The 18943-nt window shown below is 53.2% G+C and carries 19 protein-coding genes; 8 read left to right on the forward strand and 11 right to left on the reverse strand.

The genetic code is table 11. From position 1 onward, the window contains the following. Nucleotides 1–80: 80 nt before the first annotated feature. From ACJJIN_RS16660 to proC, 6 genes are all read right to left on the reverse strand, one after another. Nucleotides 81–530: a DUF4426 domain-containing protein gene (locus tag ACJJIN_RS16660; RefSeq protein ID WP_413664060.1), complete on the reverse strand. Its 450-nt coding sequence runs from the start codon at nt 528–530 to the stop codon at nt 81–83. 140 nt (nt 531–670) lie between these two features. Beyond that, nucleotides 671–1261, reverse strand: a complete 591-nt coding sequence (gene metW, locus ACJJIN_RS16665) for a methionine biosynthesis protein MetW (RefSeq protein ID WP_282930320.1) — start codon at nt 1259–1261, stop codon at nt 671–673. Continuing rightward, complete coding sequence (gene metX, locus ACJJIN_RS16670) at nt 1261–2445, reverse strand: homoserine O-succinyltransferase MetX (RefSeq protein WP_444898269.1); 1185 nt, start codon at nt 2443–2445, stop codon at nt 1261–1263. Before metX ends, metW begins: the two co-directional genes overlap by 1 nt. Nucleotides 2446–2582: 137 nt before the next feature. Continuing rightward, nucleotides 2583–4550 carry a dynamin family protein gene (locus ACJJIN_RS16675; protein ID WP_444895468.1) on the reverse strand — a complete coding sequence of 656 codons (1968 nt, stop codon included), beginning with the start codon at nt 4548–4550 and terminating at the stop codon, nt 2583–2585. Between the two features lie 233 nt (nt 4551–4783). Beyond that, a complete protein-coding gene (locus ACJJIN_RS16680; protein WP_413664057.1) occupies nt 4784–5392 on the reverse strand; it encodes a YggT family protein in 609 nt (202 codons plus the stop codon). Nucleotides 5393–5459: 67 nt separating this feature from the next. After that, the gene (gene proC / locus ACJJIN_RS16685; RefSeq protein WP_444895469.1) at nt 5460–6293 is read right to left on the reverse strand and encodes a pyrroline-5-carboxylate reductase; all 834 of its coding nucleotides are present in this window, start codon (nt 6291–6293) and stop codon (nt 5460–5462) included. A gap of 126 nt (nt 6294–6419) precedes the next feature. On the opposite strand from proC, the gene ACJJIN_RS16690 reads away from it, so the two are divergent. Continuing rightward, on the forward strand, nt 6420–8435 hold the full coding sequence (locus tag ACJJIN_RS16690) for an alpha/beta hydrolase family protein (RefSeq protein WP_444895470.1): 2016 nt from the start codon (nt 6420–6422) through the stop codon (nt 8433–8435). 77 nt (nt 8436–8512) lie between these two features. Here the strand turns inward: ACJJIN_RS16690 and ACJJIN_RS16695 are convergent, their stop codons facing one another. Together ACJJIN_RS16695 and ACJJIN_RS16700 are read right to left on the reverse strand one after the other, a co-directional pair. Then, nucleotides 8513–8812, reverse strand: coding sequence for a hypothetical protein (locus ACJJIN_RS16695; protein ID WP_444895471.1), 300 nt, complete (start codon nt 8810–8812; stop codon nt 8513–8515). 26 nt (nt 8813–8838) lie between these two features. Next, nucleotides 8839–9543: a YggS family pyridoxal phosphate-dependent enzyme gene (locus tag ACJJIN_RS16700; protein ID WP_444895472.1), complete on the reverse strand. Its 705-nt coding sequence runs from the start codon at nt 9541–9543 to the stop codon at nt 8839–8841. Between the two features lie 69 nt (nt 9544–9612). Between ACJJIN_RS16700 and ACJJIN_RS16705 the strand changes: the two genes are divergently transcribed. From ACJJIN_RS16705 to ACJJIN_RS16720, 4 genes are all read left to right on the forward strand, one after another. Continuing rightward, the gene (locus tag ACJJIN_RS16705; RefSeq protein WP_108731395.1) at nt 9613–10647 is read left to right on the forward strand and encodes a type IV pilus twitching motility protein PilT; all 1035 of its coding nucleotides are present in this window, start codon (nt 9613–9615) and stop codon (nt 10645–10647) included. 60 nt (nt 10648–10707) lie between these two features. Beyond that, nucleotides 10708–11859 carry a PilT/PilU family type 4a pilus ATPase gene (locus ACJJIN_RS16710; RefSeq protein ID WP_108731394.1) on the forward strand — a complete coding sequence of 384 codons (1152 nt, stop codon included), beginning with the start codon at nt 10708–10710 and terminating at the stop codon, nt 11857–11859. A 236-nt stretch (nt 11860–12095) separates the two neighbouring features. After that, the gene (locus ACJJIN_RS16715) at nt 12096–12845 is read left to right on the forward strand and encodes an SDR family oxidoreductase (protein ID WP_444895473.1); all 750 of its coding nucleotides are present in this window, start codon (nt 12096–12098) and stop codon (nt 12843–12845) included. Nucleotides 12846–12856: 11 nt separating this feature from the next. Beyond that, nucleotides 12857–13465, forward strand: a complete 609-nt coding sequence (locus ACJJIN_RS16720; protein ID WP_413664051.1) for a LysE family translocator — start codon at nt 12857–12859, stop codon at nt 13463–13465. Between the two features lie 3 nt (nt 13466–13468). Here ACJJIN_RS16720 and ACJJIN_RS16725 read toward each other — a convergent pair whose 3' ends face one another. Continuing rightward, complete coding sequence (locus ACJJIN_RS16725; protein WP_413664050.1) at nt 13469–14215, reverse strand: LytR/AlgR family response regulator transcription factor; 747 nt, start codon at nt 14213–14215, stop codon at nt 13469–13471. Further along, the gene (locus ACJJIN_RS16730; protein WP_444895474.1) at nt 14212–15369 is read right to left on the reverse strand and encodes a sensor histidine kinase; all 1158 of its coding nucleotides are present in this window, start codon (nt 15367–15369) and stop codon (nt 14212–14214) included. Before ACJJIN_RS16730 ends, ACJJIN_RS16725 begins: the two co-directional genes overlap by 4 nt. Nucleotides 15370–15458: 89 nt before the next feature. On the opposite strand from ACJJIN_RS16730, the gene argH reads away from it, so the two are divergent. After that, entirely contained in the window at nt 15459–16883 is a 1425-nt protein-coding gene (argH, locus tag ACJJIN_RS16735; RefSeq protein WP_444895475.1) for an argininosuccinate lyase, read from the forward strand. A 7-nt stretch (nt 16884–16890) separates the two neighbouring features. On the opposite strand, the gene cyaY is transcribed toward argH, so the two are convergent. Then, a complete protein-coding gene (cyaY, locus tag ACJJIN_RS16740; RefSeq protein ID WP_282930329.1) occupies nt 16891–17217 on the reverse strand; it encodes an iron donor protein CyaY in 327 nt (108 codons plus the stop codon). A 107-nt stretch (nt 17218–17324) separates the two neighbouring features. On the opposite strand from cyaY, the gene lptM reads away from it, so the two are divergent. Then, nucleotides 17325–17675 carry an LPS translocon maturation chaperone LptM gene (gene lptM, locus ACJJIN_RS16745; protein WP_282930330.1) on the forward strand — a complete coding sequence of 117 codons (351 nt, stop codon included), beginning with the start codon at nt 17325–17327 and terminating at the stop codon, nt 17673–17675. 11 nt (nt 17676–17686) lie between these two features. After that, on the forward strand, nt 17687–18940 hold the full coding sequence (gene lysA, locus ACJJIN_RS16750; protein ID WP_444895476.1) for a diaminopimelate decarboxylase: 1254 nt from the start codon (nt 17687–17689) through the stop codon (nt 18938–18940). Nucleotides 18941–18943 lie beyond the last annotated feature (3 nt).

Raw genomic sequence — 18943 nt, forward strand, 5'->3', positions numbered from 1 at the left:
AAAAAGCGGGCCTCGGCCCGCGGTGAATCTTAAAGAAGGGGTTTCGACCAGCTCTCAGCCAGCGGAACCTTGGCAGATATCTATCGGTTCAGTCTGCGACGGAAAGTGATCGTCTCACTTTTACCATTGGGCAGCTTAATATCTACGTTAAAAGTAAGGGTTTCCTCATCCTCAAAACGCAGGGGCGCGAGATAGTAAACAGCATCCCCTTCCCGAATTTCTTTGAACTTAAGTGGTCTTGACTGCTGGATCAGGTTGGTAGCTGTACCAGACATCTCAGCGCTGAGGCCATGAGTTCCGCCCTCTTTCTTGACGACAGAGACATTTACATAGGCCCGATCTTTTGCTCGAGCCAACTGGTACTGACGGGCGATATCCGGCTGGATAAAATCGCTATTGAACACTGAATAGACTACTCGATAGTCGCCAAAATCAGCGTAGTTCTTAATCGTACGCGCTTCTTGCGCGGCAGCGCCGACAGATAAAAATAGCAAGGCCACAGAAGCAGCCAGGGTAAGGATGCGTTTCACGCTCCACCTCCAGTTGTTATAGGCGCCACCTCTCCCGGCAGGTTTGGTGGTCAATTCCAGTCAGGCCCCCTCAGGAGTGCCTTTCTCGATCTATTTATCGCGCCAAAGTCCTCCACAAAAGAGCTGGCGCAAATCTTAGTTTAGCGAGTTAGGTGATAGATGGCTGTCTCACCAAACAAATTTGGTAAAAAGTCTTTGAATGCCCGCCCAACCATGGACTCAGAAACCACTTGCCGATGCAGAATCGCCCAGCCGTTTTCTCGGCATAACACCTCAAAGTCTGTAAAAGTACAAAAGTGAATATTGGGAGTGTCATACCATTCGTATGGCAATAAGTCGGATACTGGCATGCGCCCGGAGAATGCGAGGTGCCAGCGGGCCTTCCACTGCCCAAAATTGGGAAACGTAATAATGCAATCCCGCCCAACCCGGAGCATTTCCTCTACCACTAAATGAGGCTGACTCAAGGTTTGCAGTGCCTGGGTCATCACCACAGCATCAAAGCTGCCATCAGCAAAATTTCCCAGCCCTGTATTCAGATTTTGCTCGACAACATTGACCCCACGGGCCACACATCGCTCTATTTGCTCGGGATCAATCTCCAGGCCATAGCCTTTCACATTTTTATTTCTCCCCAGCTGATCGAGCAGTGCACCATCGCCACAGCCGAGGTCGAGAACCCGGCTGTTGGGAGCGATCCATTCCTGGATCACATCCAAATCTATCCGCATCAGTACACCTCCTCAGCAATTTCTGCCGCAACTCTCTGCATATAGGCACGAAATACACCTTCATAACGACCATTGGGCAGCAGGAAGGCATCGTGTCCCATTGCTGACTCTACTTCGGCATAGCTGACTGGAATATCCGCGTGCATCAGGGCATCGGCGATTTCCCTCGAGCGCTCCGGCGCAAAGCGCCAATCAGAAGTAAATGACACCAATAAAAACCGGCACTTGGCATGGGAGAAGGCCTCTACCGGGTCATCCCCGTATTCCCGAGCTAAGTCGAAGAAATCCAGCGCTCGAGTCATCAGAATGTAAGTATTGGGATCGAAGGTGGTGGAAAAACTGGCTCCCTGGTAGCGCAGATAACTTTGTATCTGAAACTCCACCTCTTCATCCGACCCCTGTTGAAAGCTGCCACTGCGCAATTCTCGACCAAACTTGCGTCCCAACCCATCGTCAGACAGATAAGTGATATGCCCGATCATACGCGCAACGGCCAGGCCTCTACGGGGTAACTTATCCTGTTGGAGGTAGTGCCCATCGCAAAAGTCCGGATCGGATGTTATCGCCTGGCGTGCGGTCTCATTAAACGCGATATTCTGTGCAGATAACTTCATGGCAGAGGCAATCACCACACAATTGCGCAGGCGCTCAGGGTATTCCAGTGACCAGCGCATCGCCTGCATTCCACCGAGACTGCCGCCAACAACCGCCGCCCACTGTCGAATGCCTAGCATATCCCCCAGACGCGCTTGGCTGTGGACCCAGTCGCGGACACGCAGTGATGGAAAATCCGGCCCCCAGGTAGTGCCGGTATCCGGGTTGATGGATACGGGGCCAGTAGATCCGTGGCAACCGCCGAGATTATTAACAGACACCACGAAGAAATGATTAGTATCTATCGGCTTACCCGGACCGATATAGTGGTCCCACCACCCCGGGCGCTTATCATCGATACTGTGTCGCCCCGCAGCGTGATGATGCCCAGACAGAGCATGACAGATCAGAACTGCGTTAGTCTTTTCCCTATTGAGTTCACCGTAAGTCTCATAAACCAGAGTGTAATTTTTCAGCACTCGGCCACAGGCCAATTCCAGCGGTTCACTAAAGTGATGACTTTTAGGCTCAACAAGGCCCACGGAGCCTGGGTCACCGGTAGTTGCGGTTTGGGCTTCCGCAGAAGCGATAGGATTTTCCGTTGACAAGGCACTGTATCTGTCAGGTTGATAGGTGCTGCCTGGCAAATTGCCGAAGCAGTCAGTGAATAAGATCACTGCAACTTATAACAAATGCCAGTCAGAACCAATATCAATTAGCACCCAATTCAGGTGGTATGCGAGGCCTTCAAGGGGGTTACGTTGTGCGCGCGCGGCGCCGGCGCAACCGGCTGTGGTGCAGAGCTGTTGTGCCGCAGTAAATCCTCTAACGCCACCAGCGCCTTATCATTGCGCTGAACCTCATCCTCGAGAGTTCGAAGATCCGTGCGACGACTGCGAGTTTTCTGTTTCAACTCGGTGAGCTTAATCAAATGGCGATTGAGTAATTGTTTCTGATACTGCGCATGCTGTTTAAGAGGCTCAAGAGCCTGCTCTAACCAATTTTCCGCTTTGTTACCCATATCGTCGTACAGCCGACCCACTTCACTGGCAAGCGTGGTAATAAAGCGCTCGCTGAGACGGCTGCGGCGCGCCAATAACAACTGCGGGGATCGCCTCAGCTGAGCGGCCTGGCGATGCAGTCCACGCAACGCGAAGCGAAATTTGCGGATAGTAAAATACTGCTCGACATCATCCACTTTCTTTAAGCTGGAGCGCTCAAAGACAGCGTCGAGCAAGCGATTAGCCTGATCCACTTCCCGCTCGAGGTTAGACATCTGATGGTCTACCCCTTCCATAAAAGTATCGATAGCCCTGGCCATGCCCATGGGCGTCCAACGGCGATTGAGAGTAGCCAGGGTATCGTCAATCAGCGCCTGCAACTGCTGTCTGGATATCGGCGCCAACAAAGAAGTGCTTTGTCGTGTAAGCATTCTCTGGCTGGATTTGAGCGTCAGCAATTCCTGATGACAAATCTTATGCTGCTCGCGCACGGTCGTCTGCAACTGTTCCAACTCTGCCAATTGCTCTGAGGTGTTGCCACTATTGCGCTGCAGGTGAGCCAACGCTGCCCGGCCACTATTCAAACGACGCTTGAGTAGATCGCGGGTATCAGCCATCAGGGTGAGAGCTTGATGCAGTGAGCGGTGCTCGGCCATTTTATGCCGGTGCTCCAACAGGCGCTGAACCAGCATCCTTTCAAACTCACCGAAGCGGCTGCTTCGCACCAAATCCGCATCCCGCTGCTGGCGCCCCAACAGAGCCATTTTTGCAGAGACTCCGGCAACACTTTCCTGAGGCAGAGACAAGAGACCGGCCACTTCGCTGCGCATGCGTCGCAGCAGCAGCTCAGCATCCTCCTCCGGATCATCCCAAAGCACATCCATCTTGTTGAGCAGGGCCATCACGGATGTTCCGCGATGCTCTTGCAGTGGCGCCAGGTGAGTTTCCCACATGCTCATATCGGTACCACTTACCCCAGCATCGGCAGCCAGCAGAAAGGCAACCGCCTGGGCCCCGGGCAGTGTACTCAATGTGAGCTCCGGCTCATTGCCGAGGGCGTTCAGTCCCGGGGTATCAATAATACGCAACCCCTGATCCAGCAATGGGTGCGGCAGACAAATCAAAGCAAAACGCCAGGCGGGGATCTCAACTAGATTCCCTTTGCCATCTAAGTGGCGCCGATCGAAGCCATAGCGAGCGGCTTCTTCCGGCATTACTGACTTGGTCGAGGCAACCTTCAATAAAGTCTCTCGGGTCGCCTCGGGATCATTGGCATCAAACTCGTGAGTTACCCACTTTTGCGGAATTCGACGGAAGCTTTCCAGGCTGGTATTCGTCGCCAGGGTCTCAATCGGAAGCAGCCGCAAACTGGCGCGCTCGCCGCCATCACTGAAAATTTCCGTGGGACACATAGTGGTGCGCCCTGGTCTTGAGGGCAGTAGACGCTGTCCGTAAGTTTGCGACAACAGGGCATTGAGCAGTTCAGTTTTCCCCCGTGAAAACTCCCCAACTAAAACCAGGGTGAACTGATCATCTGCAAGTAGGGCGCGGGCCTGCTGTACAACCTGGCAGGCACCAGCAGAATTAGAGAAGTGCTGTTCAAGCCATTGGCTGAAGTGGGCAAACTGGCGATCGAGATTCTTTTTCCAACGGTCGTAGTCAGAAATATGCTGGCGTAAAAGTGCGTCTTCCATTTCACGGTGTTCTTGTTATTGAGACCCGGAACTACCGGCCCCTACTAAGACAAGAGAAAGAGCCGTCAGTCGATAGTATAAGAGTCTAACACCGCGCCAAATACGATCTAGTGCGCACAGGTGAAGAAATGTTCAGCCGGTCACAATTTAAGAAACCTTCGAACAACTGCGCAAGCCCCAGAGGGCGGGGCTTGAAAGATGCAGGGGATATTTTGGGGTTGATCAGAGTCCGGTTAAAAGCCGGGGATATGCCAAAACAGGCTGTACACGAAAGCCGGCATGTTGGCCATTTGGGCAAAACCAATAAGCAGCCTGTTAATCACAGTGAGCAGGATAAAGACAAATATCGGGCTGATATCAATCACCCCCAACGGCGGAATCAAGCGTCGCACAGGTCCGCAAAATGGCTCCAGGAGTTGGTGCAATAAAATTAGAATTGGATGGCCGCTATTCGGCGCAATCCAGCTGGCAACGATGGAGACCAATAAGCCGACAAACACCATCGCTATCACAGTGGAGACACAGCCGATCAACGACCACAGCAGGGCACTGAGGGGGTTAACCAGGCCGTAACCTGCGATCATGGCGCAAGCCATAATCATCGCCCAACCGACTATCAACGCCAGTACTACTGAGGCCATATCGACGCCAAAAAGTCCTGGCACCACTTTGCGCAGCGGCAGCAGCAAAGGGTTGGTAACCTTCACAACGCCCTGAGATATGGGGTTGTAAAAATCCGCACGGCCCAACTGCAATAGGAAACGCAATAACACGGCGAAAAGGAACAAAATGCCCAGTATGCCCACGACATAAACGCCGATATCGCTGAAGGTATTGACCATGGATAAACCCTAAACAAAAAGATTTTCAGCAGCCACCGCTGCACCTACCCAATTGGACCGGAACCTGTTACCGATCCAATTCCTTTGCCATTTCCGTCGCCCGCTCCTCGCAATCGCGCATGGCATCGGCCACTAACTGCGGCAACCCACCCTCCTCGAACCGTTGAACAGCGCGCTCAGTGGTTCCACCTGGTGACATCACATTGCGCTTCAACTGGGCGACATCAACATCGCTGGCGACCGCCAGTTTGGCGGCGCCCAGGGCAGTTTGCAACACAAGGCGCTCCGCATCCGCACGGGCAAGGCCACCGGCGGAAGCCGCATCAATCATGGCCTCCATAAACTGGAAAAAGTAAGCCGGTGCCGATCCCGCTACCGCAATCACCTGATCGATGCCGCGCTCTTCCTCAACCCAGTATGAGATGCCTACCGCATCGACGATACGCCCGGCAAGTTCCTTCTGTTCGCCCGTAACCTTGCTATCGGCATAAAGACCGGTAACTCCGGTTTGCACCAGGGCCGGGGTATTAGGCATAGCCCTGACAATAGGGAGGTGCATTCCCATCCAACGGTGGTAAGCCGCGAGCGGAATTCCCGCAGCAAAAGTGATAATCAAGGGCGAGCGATCCACCAAATGGGGTTTCAGTCCCTCACAAAGTTCTCGCATAACTTGCGGTTTCACCGACAGTACAATTACATCGGCATCAACAATAGCGGCAACATTATCGTCACTAATAGCTACCCCATGGCTCTCGGCAAAAGCATTGAGTTTGTCCCGATCACGGCCTGTAGCAGTGATCTGGTCCGCCGGATAACCGGAGGCCACCAAACCACCGATCACTGCCCCCGCCATATTGCCGGCGCCACCAATAAAAACCATCTTAGGGTTCGCTGTACTCACTCATATCACCTTGGGCGGTTACAAAAATTTTGTTGCTTTTCCCCGTTCGGGGCATTCCGCTAATATGTGGCCGCCAGATTCAAATAACAAGAGAGCCATACCAAGTGGCTCCTAACGGAGGACAGTATGCAAAAAGGATGGCGTTCACTGCTTATAGCAGCACTGATCACTGCGACCAGTGCTGCTGGTGCAGTAGAAACTCGCACGCTAAACAACGGCCAATTGATACTCGAAGATGTGCCAAACATTCCCCAAACTATCATCAATGAGCTCAATCGTTACCAGAACGTACGCTCAGCTAGCTTCCGGGGCTGGGATCTTGACGGTAACGGTATCTATGTCAGTACCCGCTTCGGCGAAGTTTCTCAATTACACAAGGTAGAGAATGCAGGTGGCGCTCGCCGACAGCTAACCTTTTTCGAAGAACCGATAGGCGGCATCTCTACCCGCCCAGAGCACCGCCAACTGGCATTCACCATGGATGCCGGCGGCAATGAATACGCCCAGATTTTCCTGTTTGATACAGAAAATGGCACTAGCGAGATGATTACTGATGGTGAGTCTCGCAATGGCAGTATTCTCTGGAATAAGCAAGGCTCAGCTATCGCTTACCAAAGTACTCGCCGAGATGGCAGGGCCAATGATATATGGCTAACCACTTTCGACAGTGACAAAAAAGAAGACCGCTTGATCCTTAAGTCTGAGGATGGCAGTTGGTGGGGTCCCAGTGATTTCTCACAATCCGGCAGCCAAATTTTGGTCATGCAATATATCTCCTCCACTCGATCTAATGTCCATTTGCTGGATCTCGACAGCGGCGAAGTCTCACTACTCGCCGGTACGAGCGATGAAGAGGCTGATTCCCGCAATTTCCCAGCGGGTTTCAGTTATGACAATCGCTCGGTTTATATCATCTCTGACAAAGGGCGCGAATTTACCCAACTGATCCGCAAAGACCTGGAGAGTGGCGATGAAAAGATAATTACCTCCGATATCCCCTGGGATATCAGCAGCTTTATCCTCAGTAAAGACGGTCGCCGCGGCGCTTTTGTCGCCAACGAAAATGGTATGTCCACCCTCTATCTATACGATCCACGCAATGACCGCTACCGCAAGGTCGACTCGCTGCCGATCGGTCTTATCGGTGGAATAGAATTTAACCCCGAAGGTGATAAGCTGGCCCTAACCCTAAACACGCCTAAAACTCCCTCCGATTCCTTTGTAATGGACCTTGGCCGCCGCCCGCTATCCAGTGGTGACCTTACCCGATGGACATTTAGTGAAGTCGGTGGTCTCGACAGCGAAAGCTTTGTCGAACCCGAACTGGTGCACTATCCCACTTTCGACGAGGTGGATGGAAAGCCGCGTGAAATTCCCGCATTCGTCTATAAGCCGCGCAATGCCAAAGGCCCCGTACCTGTGGTTATTTCAATCCACGGTGGCCCTGAAGGACAGTACCGCCCCATGTTTTCCAGTACATACCAGCTGTGGCTAGAAAAACTTGGTGTTGCTGTAATTGCCCCAAATGTACGCGGGTCCGCTGGTTATGGTAAGAGCTATCTAGCCATGGATAACGGCTACAAGCGCGAGGACTCAGTCAGGGATATCGGTGCTCTTCTGGATTGGGTTGCTACTCAGCCTGACCTGGATGCGGAACGCGTTGCAGTGTTTGGTGGCAGCTACGGTGGTTATATGGTGCTGGCCAGTAGTGTTTACTATTCCGATCGTTTAAAAGCAGCAGTGGATATCGTCGGCATCTCTAATTTTGTCACCTTCCTCACCAATACCAAGAGCTATCGTCGCGACCTTCGTCGAGTCGAATACGGTGATGAGCGGGATCCGCAGATGCGCGCTTTCCTGGAAAAAATCAGCCCCAACAACAATGTGGACAAGATCCAGGTGCCAATGTTCGTAGTGCAGGGACAAAATGACCCTCGGGTACCTGTCACCGAAGCTGAGCAAATCGTGGCTGCACTTCGCGAGAATGGCAATCAAGTCTGGTATATGAACGCACTCAATGAAGGGCACGGTTACCGCAAGAAAGAGAACAGTGATGCCTTTACCCAGGCAACAGCGCTCTTTTTTGCCCAACACCTGCTAAGTGAAGATCAAAAAAAGCAGCTCAGCTTGAATGAACAATAATTATTTGTTCCCAGAGAAAGAAAACGGCCTTTAGGGCCGTTTTCTTTTTAGAACTTAACTATGTAAAGAGCCACTGATTAACTAAACAAAAAAGGAAATGTTTCCACAATCGCAATCAAGTTCAGAACAATCGCCAGTATCCAAAGCCAATAGCGGCTCTTATCTCCGAATATCCCAATAACTGCCGAATTCAAAAAACCGGTAACCAATGAGATTTTGGGAGAAACAAATGCAATCAGGCAGATAAAAGCCAACCATTCAAGCGCCACCCAAGTCACCAGTACACTATTCGTTACAGACAGAGATAGCACCGCGCTCACTGATAAAAGCAGCAGCAATACATCTACAGTCCCAGATTTTGTCATCCCGTATCCCAAAAAAATCTACTTGCGTACTAATTCTGTCATGCAGAATAGTTTCGTGCCCCAAAAATATCTGTGCCGATACGCACAATAGTGGCGCCGCAGGCAATAGCAGCTTCCATATCTTTAGACATCCCCATGGATAGAGTATCTAAGGTCTGCTCAGGAAATTCTTCACGAAGACTTTGCAGCAACCCTGCCAACTGGATAAATGGTTTTTCCTGCTCAAATACATTGTCACGAGCAGCGGGAATCGCCATCAAGCCACGCAGGCATAGCCCCGGCAATGTCATCACTTCACGCGCCAGAGCCACCAAATCCTGTGGAGCTATGCCAGACTTGCTCTGCTCGCCATCGATATTCACCTGCAAGCAGATATTGAGTGGTGCCATATTACTGGGACGCTGTGCCGACAGACGTTGGGCGATTTTTAAGCGATCTACCGTGTGCATCCATTGGAATCGCTCTGCCACAGCGCGGCTTTTATTCGATTGAAGCGGCCCAATAAAATGCCAGTGAATATCCAGGTCGGACAGGGCATCCTGTTTTTGCAGGGCTTCCTGTAAATAATTTTCGCCAAAGTGATGCTGGCCAGCTGCAAAAGCAATCCGCAGGTCTTCCGCCGGTCGTGTTTTGGAAACCGCCAGCAGGGTAATTTCTGCAGGGTTGCGATCGCAGTTGTTGCAGCATGTCACAATCCGCTCACCTACTGCATTCAGGTTTTCGACGATTGTCTCTTTGCGCATATACTGATGCCCTTACCGATTTGAGCGGCGATTTTACCTGAGCCCAAACAAGAACCATAAGGTAGCAGTATGGATATCACTGAACTCCTCGCCTTTAGCGCCAAGCAAAACGCCTCGGACTTACACCTCTCGGCGGGCCTGCCGCCGATGATCCGTGTCGACGGCGACGTGCGCCGTATCAACCTGCCCTCAATGGAGCACAAGCAGGTACATGGCCTGATCTACGAGATCATGAACGATAAGCAGCGCAAGGATTACGAAGAACTACTGGAAACAGACTTCTCTTTTGAAGTCCCCGGTGTCGCCCGCTTTCGTGTAAACGCCTTTAACCACAACCGAGGTGCTGGCGCCGTATTCCGGACCATTCCCTCCAAAGTTCTCACTATGGAAGACCTGGGAATGGGTCAGGTGTTCAAGCAGATTTCGGATACTCCCCGTGGCTTGGTGCTGGTGACCGGGCCCACGGGTTCCGGTAAGTCCACCACCCTGGCGGCGATGATGGACTACATCAACGACAACAAATACGAGCATATCCTCACCATCGAGGACCCGATCGAATTTGTGCACGAATCCAAAAAATGCCTGGTGAACCAGCGTGAGGTGCACCGGGATACCCACGGCTTTGCCGAAGCACTGCGCTCTGCACTGCGTGAAGACCCGGATATCATTCTCGTAGGTGAGATGCGGGACCTGGAGACCATTCGCCTGGCGCTGACTGCGGCAGAGACCGGTCACTTGGTATTCGGCACCCTGCACACCACTTCCGCCGCCAAAACCATTGACCGTGTGGTGGATGTATTCCCGGCGCAGGAGAAAGCCATGGTGCGTTCAATGCTGTCGGAATCCCTACAGGCCGTTATCTCCCAGACGCTAATGAAGAAAAACGGCGGTGGCCGGGTCGCTGCCCACGAAATTATGCGTGGTACCCCAGCCATCCGTAACCTGATCCGCGAAGACAAAATCGCGCAGATGTACTCGGCCATCCAGACCGGAGCCAGCGTCGGCATGCAGACCATGGACCAATGTCTGGAAGACCTGGTGGCACGCCGCATCATCAGTCGCGAAGTGGCTCGCGAAAAAGCCAAGATGCCGGAGAACTTCTAAACGGCCAAAACCCGCCCCCAATCTGGGGAAGAAAAGTCGAGATAAAACGCGGTAAACACCATGGATATTGAAAGACTTCTACAACTGGTTGTAGAGAAGGGCGCTTCGGATTTATTTATCACGGCGGGCGTCCCGCCCTCCATCAAACTACACGGCCGAGTGGTGCCCTGCAGCAGCACCGCGCTCACGCCAGAGAAAGCGCGCGAGTTGGTGGTGGGAACCATGAACGAGAAACAGCGGCGCGAGTTTGCCGAGCAAAAGGAATTGAACTTCGCGATTGCAGTGCGCAACGTGGGGCGTTTCCGGGTATCGGCCTTCTTCCAGCGCAATCTGGTGGGTATGGTGCTGCGTCGCATCGAAACCAAAATCCCCACTATCGATGGACTCGGACTACCCGATGTACTCAAAGACCTGGCCATGACCAAACGCGGGCTGATTATTTTTGTGGGCGCCACCGGTACCGGTAAGTCCACATCCCTCGCCTCCATGATCGGCCACCGCAATGAGAACACCAAGGGCCATATCATCACCATTGAGGACCCGATCGAATTTATCCACCAGCATCGCGGCTGTATTGTGACCCAGCGCGAAGTGGGCCTGGATACCGAGTCTTTCGATGTAGCCCTGAAAAACACTCTGCGTCAGGCACCAGATGTTATTCTGATCGGTGAGGTACGCTCCCGCGAAACCATGGACCACGCCATCGCTTTCGCCGAGACCGGCCATTTGTGTCTGTGTACCCTCCACGCCAACAATGCTAACCAGGCCCTCGATCGGATCATTCACTTCTTCCCGGCAGACCGCCACAAACAGTTGTTTATGGACCTGTCCCTCAACCTGAAGGCGATGGTGGCCCAGCAGCTGGTACCAACCCCCGATGGCGATGGCCGCCGTGCCTGCCTTGAGATCATGATCAATACCCCACTGATGTCGGACCTGATCCGCAAAGGCGAAGTGGATAAGATCAAGGAGTTGATGAAGCGCTCTGGTGAGCAGGGAATGCAGACCTTCGACCAGGCACTCTACGAGCTCTACGATGGGGGAGAAATTACCTATGAGGATGCCCTCTCCCACGCCGACTCCGCCAATGATTTGCGCCTGATGATTAAGCTCAAATCCGAATCCGATGCCGAGTACTTAAATAGTGCCGCTGGCGAGTTGAGTCTACAAAATGATTCAGAGTACGGAGACGGTGGTCCTCAGCTCTACTAGCCCCCGATCCAGCCAGATCAAAACCGTTTACAGACATATCAAAGGTTCCCAGCCTGTAAACGGTTTTCACCCGGTATAATCCGCTGCTGATATTTCCGCAATGCAAAAGCTGATCCCGCCCGATATTGAATGATCTCGCAGGCTCTTTTCTGCAGCATTTTTATTGGAAGAAAATAGCCTTTCAATAAGTCTCTATTTTCCTGCGCAATATCCCGTTAAAAGAGTGACCAATCAATATGAATAAAAAAGTCGCCTTGATCACTGGTGGCAACCGGGGCATTGGTGCCGCGACAGCCAAATTACTTGCCCATAGGGGGTACCAGATTGCCATTAGCTACCGGCAGCGCAAGCAGCAAGCGGAAGAACTGATCGTTGAACTTCGATCTTTTGGTGTTTTAGCAATAGCCGTTCGCGCCGATATCTCCTCAGAGAAAGATATTGTTCAGCTATTCAATATGGTCGACGAGCAACTAGGCCCAATTAGCTGCCTGGTTAACAACGCGGCAATCATTAAACCGCAAATGCGCGTCGAAACGATGGACGCTGAGCGTATCAATGAAATCCTGCGTACCAACATCACCGGCACCCTGCTCTGCTGCCGGGAAGCAATCAAAAGAATGTCTATCAAAAATGGGGGTACTGGAGGAACCATCGTGAATATTTCCTCTGCTGCCAGCCGTTCGGGATCACCTAACGAGTACATCGACTATGCAGCGAGTAAGGGCGCTGTCGATACGCTGACCATCGGGCTCAGCCAGGAAGTTGCCGATGAAGGGATTCGCGTAAATGGTGTTAGGCCTGGCTTTATTTATACAGAAATGCACGCTGATGGTGGCGAAGCAGACAGAATTGAGCGAGTAAAGTCTGCGATTCCACTCAAGCGTGGGGGGCGAGCAGAGGAAGTGGCTAAAGCTGTGGCTTGGCTACTCGGTGATGAATCCACCTTTACTACCGGTTCATTTATTGACGTTGCAGGCGGGAAGTAGGACCAAAAAATATGTTAGAAGCACTCTTTTCACTAATTGCAGCAACCGCTCTATTGCTCGGCTCCCCTGGTCCAGCACCACTTGCCCTGGCCGCATCGGGAGCGACATTTGGAGTGAGAAAAAGCGGCGGTTTCCTTATCGGCATCCTGCTTGGCCTGAGTGTCGCCATTGTCGGGGCAACCGCCGGCATCGCCGCACTACTGGCAGCCTGGCCAGAAGCGCGCTTGGCGGTTCAGCTTTGCGGTGCCTTATATATTGGCTATATCGCGATCAAAATTGCCACGGCCCCGGTACTGGAGCAGGGCGAATCGTCGACGGCTCAGCCTCCGTCGCTGCTGGATGGGTTTATTTTTAACTTATTGAATCCCAAGGCCTATGCTGCTTTTCTCGCCATATTCTCCCAATTCTTACTACCGATTGAAGAGAGTGGCCTGAGCTATTTAGCCACAGGCTTGGTCTGTTTACTGGTAGCCGCTGCGGTGGATTTTATCTGGTTGTGCTTAGGAGGAAGCCTGAGGCCGGTTTTTCATAAACCCAGGCAGGCGCGAATAATCAGGGTATGTTTTGCGGTATTAATGGTGGCAGCCGTACTCGCTGTTTTTATCCGCGGAAGCATTTAAGCTCTAACACATCTCTGCGATCAATCCTTTTACCGAAGGCAGCATGCGCCGGCTCACCAGCGGCGCTGCTGTTACGCCATCCAGCTCTACCCGGTAATTTGTACCTTCCCTGCGCAACCCAACAATATATTGCACAGCCACCAGTGCGCTGCGGTGAATACGCACGAAACGCTGTCCAAACTCACTCTCAAGCTCTTTTAGAGACTCATCCAGAATGGTCTCTCCAGCGGAGTGATGGGCTACAACATACTTGCTGTCCGCAACCAAACAGCGGATAGAATCTACATCCAGCAACTCCACCCCCAGGCGGCTTATCGCCTTAATACGGCTGCGGCCACTGGGCTCCTCCAGATCCTGCTTGGTTAACAACTGCTGCTGCGGCTTACTCAGACGCTGCGCTTTGGAAACCGCCTCACGCAGCTGTTCGACATTCACAGGTTTTAATAGATACCCAACCGCTGAAGTGGCAAAAGCGGGCAAAGCAAACTCATCGTGGGCGGTGCAGAAAATTATTGCCGGCGGACACGCGAAGCTGGATAACTGCTGAGCCAATTCCAGGCCGCTACCACCGGGCATTTCAATATCCAGTAGCACAAGGTCCGGGTCGAGTTCGCGGATCTGTGATAGTCCGACTTCAATATCTGCCGCTTCTCCCACAGCAATACAATTATCGATCCTCTCCAACTGCCGGTGCAGACGGGCACGAGCTAAAGGCTCGTCATCAACAATCAGTACGCGCAATTGGGTCACTCCATCACCTCGATAGTCTTCTTGGAATTTGTGGTGGACTCTATTTCCCGCCGGTCCACTTCCCGGGGAGATAAGGGTAGCTGTAGTATGACCCGGTACCGGCCCTCCTCCCGACGGGCGGTAAATTTGAAGCGATCGCCGTAGTATGCAGTGAGACGCTGGCGAATATTCTCTGTCGCCATGCCATTACCTGTCTTCGCAGGAACTGCACTGTCCTGTGGCAATGGGTTTTCAATAACAACTTTGAACATGCCCCCCTCTTGCGAGAGTTGTACTCTGATCTCTCCGCCTGCCCGCAACTGTGCCACACCGTGCAACACCGCATTCTCCAATAGGGGTTGAAGCAACATACTGGGCAGCTGAATCTTATCCAGGCCCGCGTCTAGCTGCCAACTCTGGCGCAAACGCTCCCCCAGACGCAGGGCTTCAATCTCCAAATAGCGTTGGGCTAGAGTAATCTCTTGCGCTAAAGGCACCAGCTTTGGATCGGCGAGGCTTGCACGAAATAATGCACATAAATCCTCTACCAACCGCTCCGCGCGATCAGGATCAACAGCGATCAAACTAGCCAGGCTGTTCATACTGTTAAAAAGGAAGTGGGGGCGAATCCGCGATTGAAGTGCCTCGATTCGGGCACCGAGCTCCGCCTGCTGCTGGTTGTAGAGTTGCTGCTGAAGATAGGCGTAGCGCAATACCACCCCCGCACAAATAGCCCCAAGCAGGCAGTCGCCCGCAAATCCCCAGCTATCAAAGCTGGTCTGTAACAACACCGCGCGCAGGGAGCGCTGCACTGCCATCACCAATATGAGCACCGACAGCACTGCAATAAAACTCAAGCCGCCAGCGAGTTTGTGGGGCATTTTCGCCAGGCTCGGCCGAAGCCGGCACAGCAGCGCGGCCGAAGGTAATATCACCCATTGGATCACCAGAGAGATCAGCCCCAGGCGCTGCCAACTGAATTCCGGTAAACCATCCAGGGCCAGGACCAGCACCAACGCCAGCAACTCCCCCATCAACACCAGTACCGCCAGAGAGGTGACACTACAGAGGTCTGGCAGAAACGGAAGCTGCCCAGATAGCGCAGAATCCTTATTTCCTGTGCGATATTTTCGAATTTTCTGCGTTATAATGCCCGACGGCCAGGGGAATGACATGCAGTTGTTATTCTTGATTGTCCCAAAGTTCCAAGCGCAAGATATCACCAAGCTCCCCAGCCTTTCATCTCACTGCAGCCAGGAAAACCATGAGTAACGAAAAATCCCCCTCCGAGTCCGCCAACAATCCTGCCGCCAAACTCTGGGGCGGCCGCTTTAGTGAAGCCACCGATGCCTTTGTCGAGCGATTTACCGCCTCGGTGACTTTTGACCAGCGCATGGCCATGGAAGACATCCAGGGATCACTTGCCCACGCGCAGATGTTGTCAGAAGTGGGGGTATTAAGTGCTGATGAATATCACAAGATAGCCGACGGCCTGAAGGGCATCGCCGAAGAGATAAAAGCGGGAGAATTTCCCTGGTCTGTGCAGCTCGAAGATGTGCATATGAATATCGAAGCGCGCCTGACCCAACGCATTGGTGCCACTGGCAAGAAACTGCATACCGGCCGCTCGCGCAACGATCAGGTGGCAACCGACATCCGCCTGTGGCTGCGTGGGCGCATCGATCTGATTGCTGCCGAACTGACCCGCCTGCAAAATGGCTTGGTCGATTTGGCGGAGCGCGAAGCCGATACCATTATGCCCGGCTTTACTCACTTACAGAGCGCGCAACCGGTGACCTTTGGCCACCACTTACTGGCCTGGAATGCCATGCTGAGCCGGGATTTCGAGCGCCTGATGGATTGCCGCAAACGGGTTAACCGCTCACCGTTGGGAGCCGCAGCACTGGCCGGCACCAGCTATCCGATCAATCGCGCACGCACAGCGGAGCTGCTGGGCTTCGATGCCCCCACAGAAAACTCTCTCGACTCAGTCAGCGACCGGGACTTCGCTATCGAGTTCTGTGCATTCGCCGCGCTGCTGCTCACCCATCTGTCCCGGGCCAGTGAAGAGCTGGTGCTGTGGACTTCCAGCCAGTTCGACTTTATTGACCTGCCCGATCGCTTCTGCACCGGCTCCTCAATTATGCCGCAGAAGAAAAACCCCGATGTTCCGGAGCTGGTGCGCGGAAAAACCGGCCGGGTTAACGGCCACCTGATTGCGCTGCTCACACTGATGAAGAGCCAACCGCTGGCCTACAACAAGGACAACCAGGAAGATAAAGAGCCGCTATTCGATGCCGCCGATACCGCTCTGGATTGCCTGCGCGCGTTTGCCGATATGGCGCCGGCACTGAAGGCAAAAAAAGAAAATATGCTGGAAGCTGCGGCCAAGGGCTTCTCCACCGCGACGGATCTGGCCGATTATCTGGTACGCAAAGGGGTGGCCTTCCGCGATGCTCACGAAATTGTCGGGCAGTCCGTATCCTTTGCCATTGAACAGGATAAAGACTTATCCGAACTCAGCCTGGACCAACTACAACAATTCTCAACAGAAATTGACGAAGATGTATTTGAGGTGCTGACTTTAGAGGGATCGGTTGCGGCTCGCGATCATATTGGCGGTACCGCACCAAACCAAGTGCGCGCGGCCTGTAAACGCGCACGGGAAGAGATTTCGCAGCGCACTTAAGTGCTGTTTAAGCGGATAATCCGAGGGAAACCTGTTCGCCTTGCTGCTCGCTCAATACGCGGTCGAGCAAAGTCGGCAGGTCCTCACCGGTCGTGGTGCACTTCCAACCGGGGTTTTCAAAAGAAAGATGGTAGCCACCGGATTTGGCGGCGACCCACAACTCCCGGTTGGCAGACTGGCGCGAGAGAATTACCTGGCTGCCATTGTCTTCCAGGGTCAGGGTCAGCACCGCATCACTGCGTTCGTAGTCAATATCCCAATCGCAGTGATCGAGTGCATCCTCAATACCGATTAGAGTCTGCTCCACAGCCGCATCATATTCCGCTTGGCTCATCTTTGGTTACTTCTGTTACCGTGTAATGTGTTGAATCAGGTGGGCCGCTATACTATCAGGCTTTTGCCGGTTGCCGCTGCGAATCTCCGACTCTCAGGATGTTATCGATGCTCAAAAAACGACTCTCTCTATTAACCATCACCATCGGTGCCACCGCACTGTTACTGGGCTGTGGCCAAAAAGGTCCTCTCTATCTTCCACAGGACCCCGCCATGCCCGCCTCCAATATTCCAGGTGGCCCGCCGGAGACAGTACCCACCAGTGGTGCAGCACAACCCGGCGAGCCCGGCTCTGCAGCAGAGCAAGCGGTGGAAACCGTTGATGAAATTGAATCTGAAGACGGCTATGGGCCCGACTTTGATATCGATGACACCATTGAGACCGGCCCGACTATCGAAGTCGACGACGAATCGGGCACAGCGGATGACTCCAATGTCGAGGAAGATTTAGAAGAGTAAGAACCGGTCATATGAGAGAGTTTAGTTATCGCGACGGTAGCCTGTGGGCTGAGCAGGTTTCACTGGAACAAATAGCTGAGAATTTCGGCACCCCCACTTATGTCTACAGCCGCGCGCACTTTGAACGGCAGTATCGGGATTACGCCGAGGCCCTCGGCAATCGTCCCGGCCTAATCTGCTACGCAGTGAAAGCCAACAGTAACCTGGGCATTCTGTCACTGCTGGCACAGCTGGGGGCGGGCTTTGATATTGTTTCCGGCGGGGAACTTGAGCGAGTGCTGCTCGCCGGCGGCGACCCATCGCGAATCGTATTTTCCGGAGTGGGTAAAACCTCAGAGGAAATGCGGCGTGCTCTGGAGGTTGGAGTGCACTGCTTCAATATTGAATCAGAAGCGGAAATTGACCGCCTTGAGCGCGTGGCCGCAGAGTGTGGCAAGACCGCCCCAATTTCCATCAGGGTCAATCCCGATGTGGATGCCCAAACCCACCCCTATATTTCCACCGGTCTCAAAGAAAATAAATTTGGTATCGCCATAGACAAGGCGATCGAGGTTTATCAGCACGCGGCGGATTCTGAGCATCTGAAAATTACCGGTGTGGATTGCCATATCGGTTCCCAGCTCACCGAAGTCGCCCCCTTCCTGGATGCACTCGATCGCCTGCTGGTCCTTATCGATCAGCTCGCCGAGCTGGGAATTACCCTGGAACACCTGGATCTGGGCGGAGGCCTCGGCGTGCGTTACCGCGGTGAGGAACCACCCCCTGTCGGAGATTACCTGGCGGAGGTCCACAAGCGTATCGGCGAACGCAATTTATCCCTGATTCTCGAACCCGGCCGCTCCATTGCCGCCAACGGCGGCGCCCTGCTGACCCGTGTCGAATACCTGAAGCGTACCGAAGAGCACAACTTTGCTATCGTCGATGCCGCCATGAATGACAACCTGCGTCCGGCCCTTTACCAGGCATGGCAGGATATTGTGCCAGTGACACCGGACGAGAGTGAAAGTACCCTGTGGGATATTGTCGGTCCGGTATGCGAAACGGGCGACTTCCTGGGTAAAAACCGCTCCCAATCTCTGAAAGAGGGACAGCTATTAGCCATGTTGTCGACCGGTGCTTACGGATTCACCATGAGCTCTAATTACAACAGCCGCTGTCGCGCTGCTGAAGTACTTGTGGATGGCGACAAAACTTACCTGGTGCGTGAGCGGGAGACTTTTGCTGACTTGGTTCGCGGTGAGACCACTGTCCCCAAAAAAGCCTGATCA

It is taken from the genome of Microbulbifer maximicatervae (SeqCode), assembly GCF_052467505.1.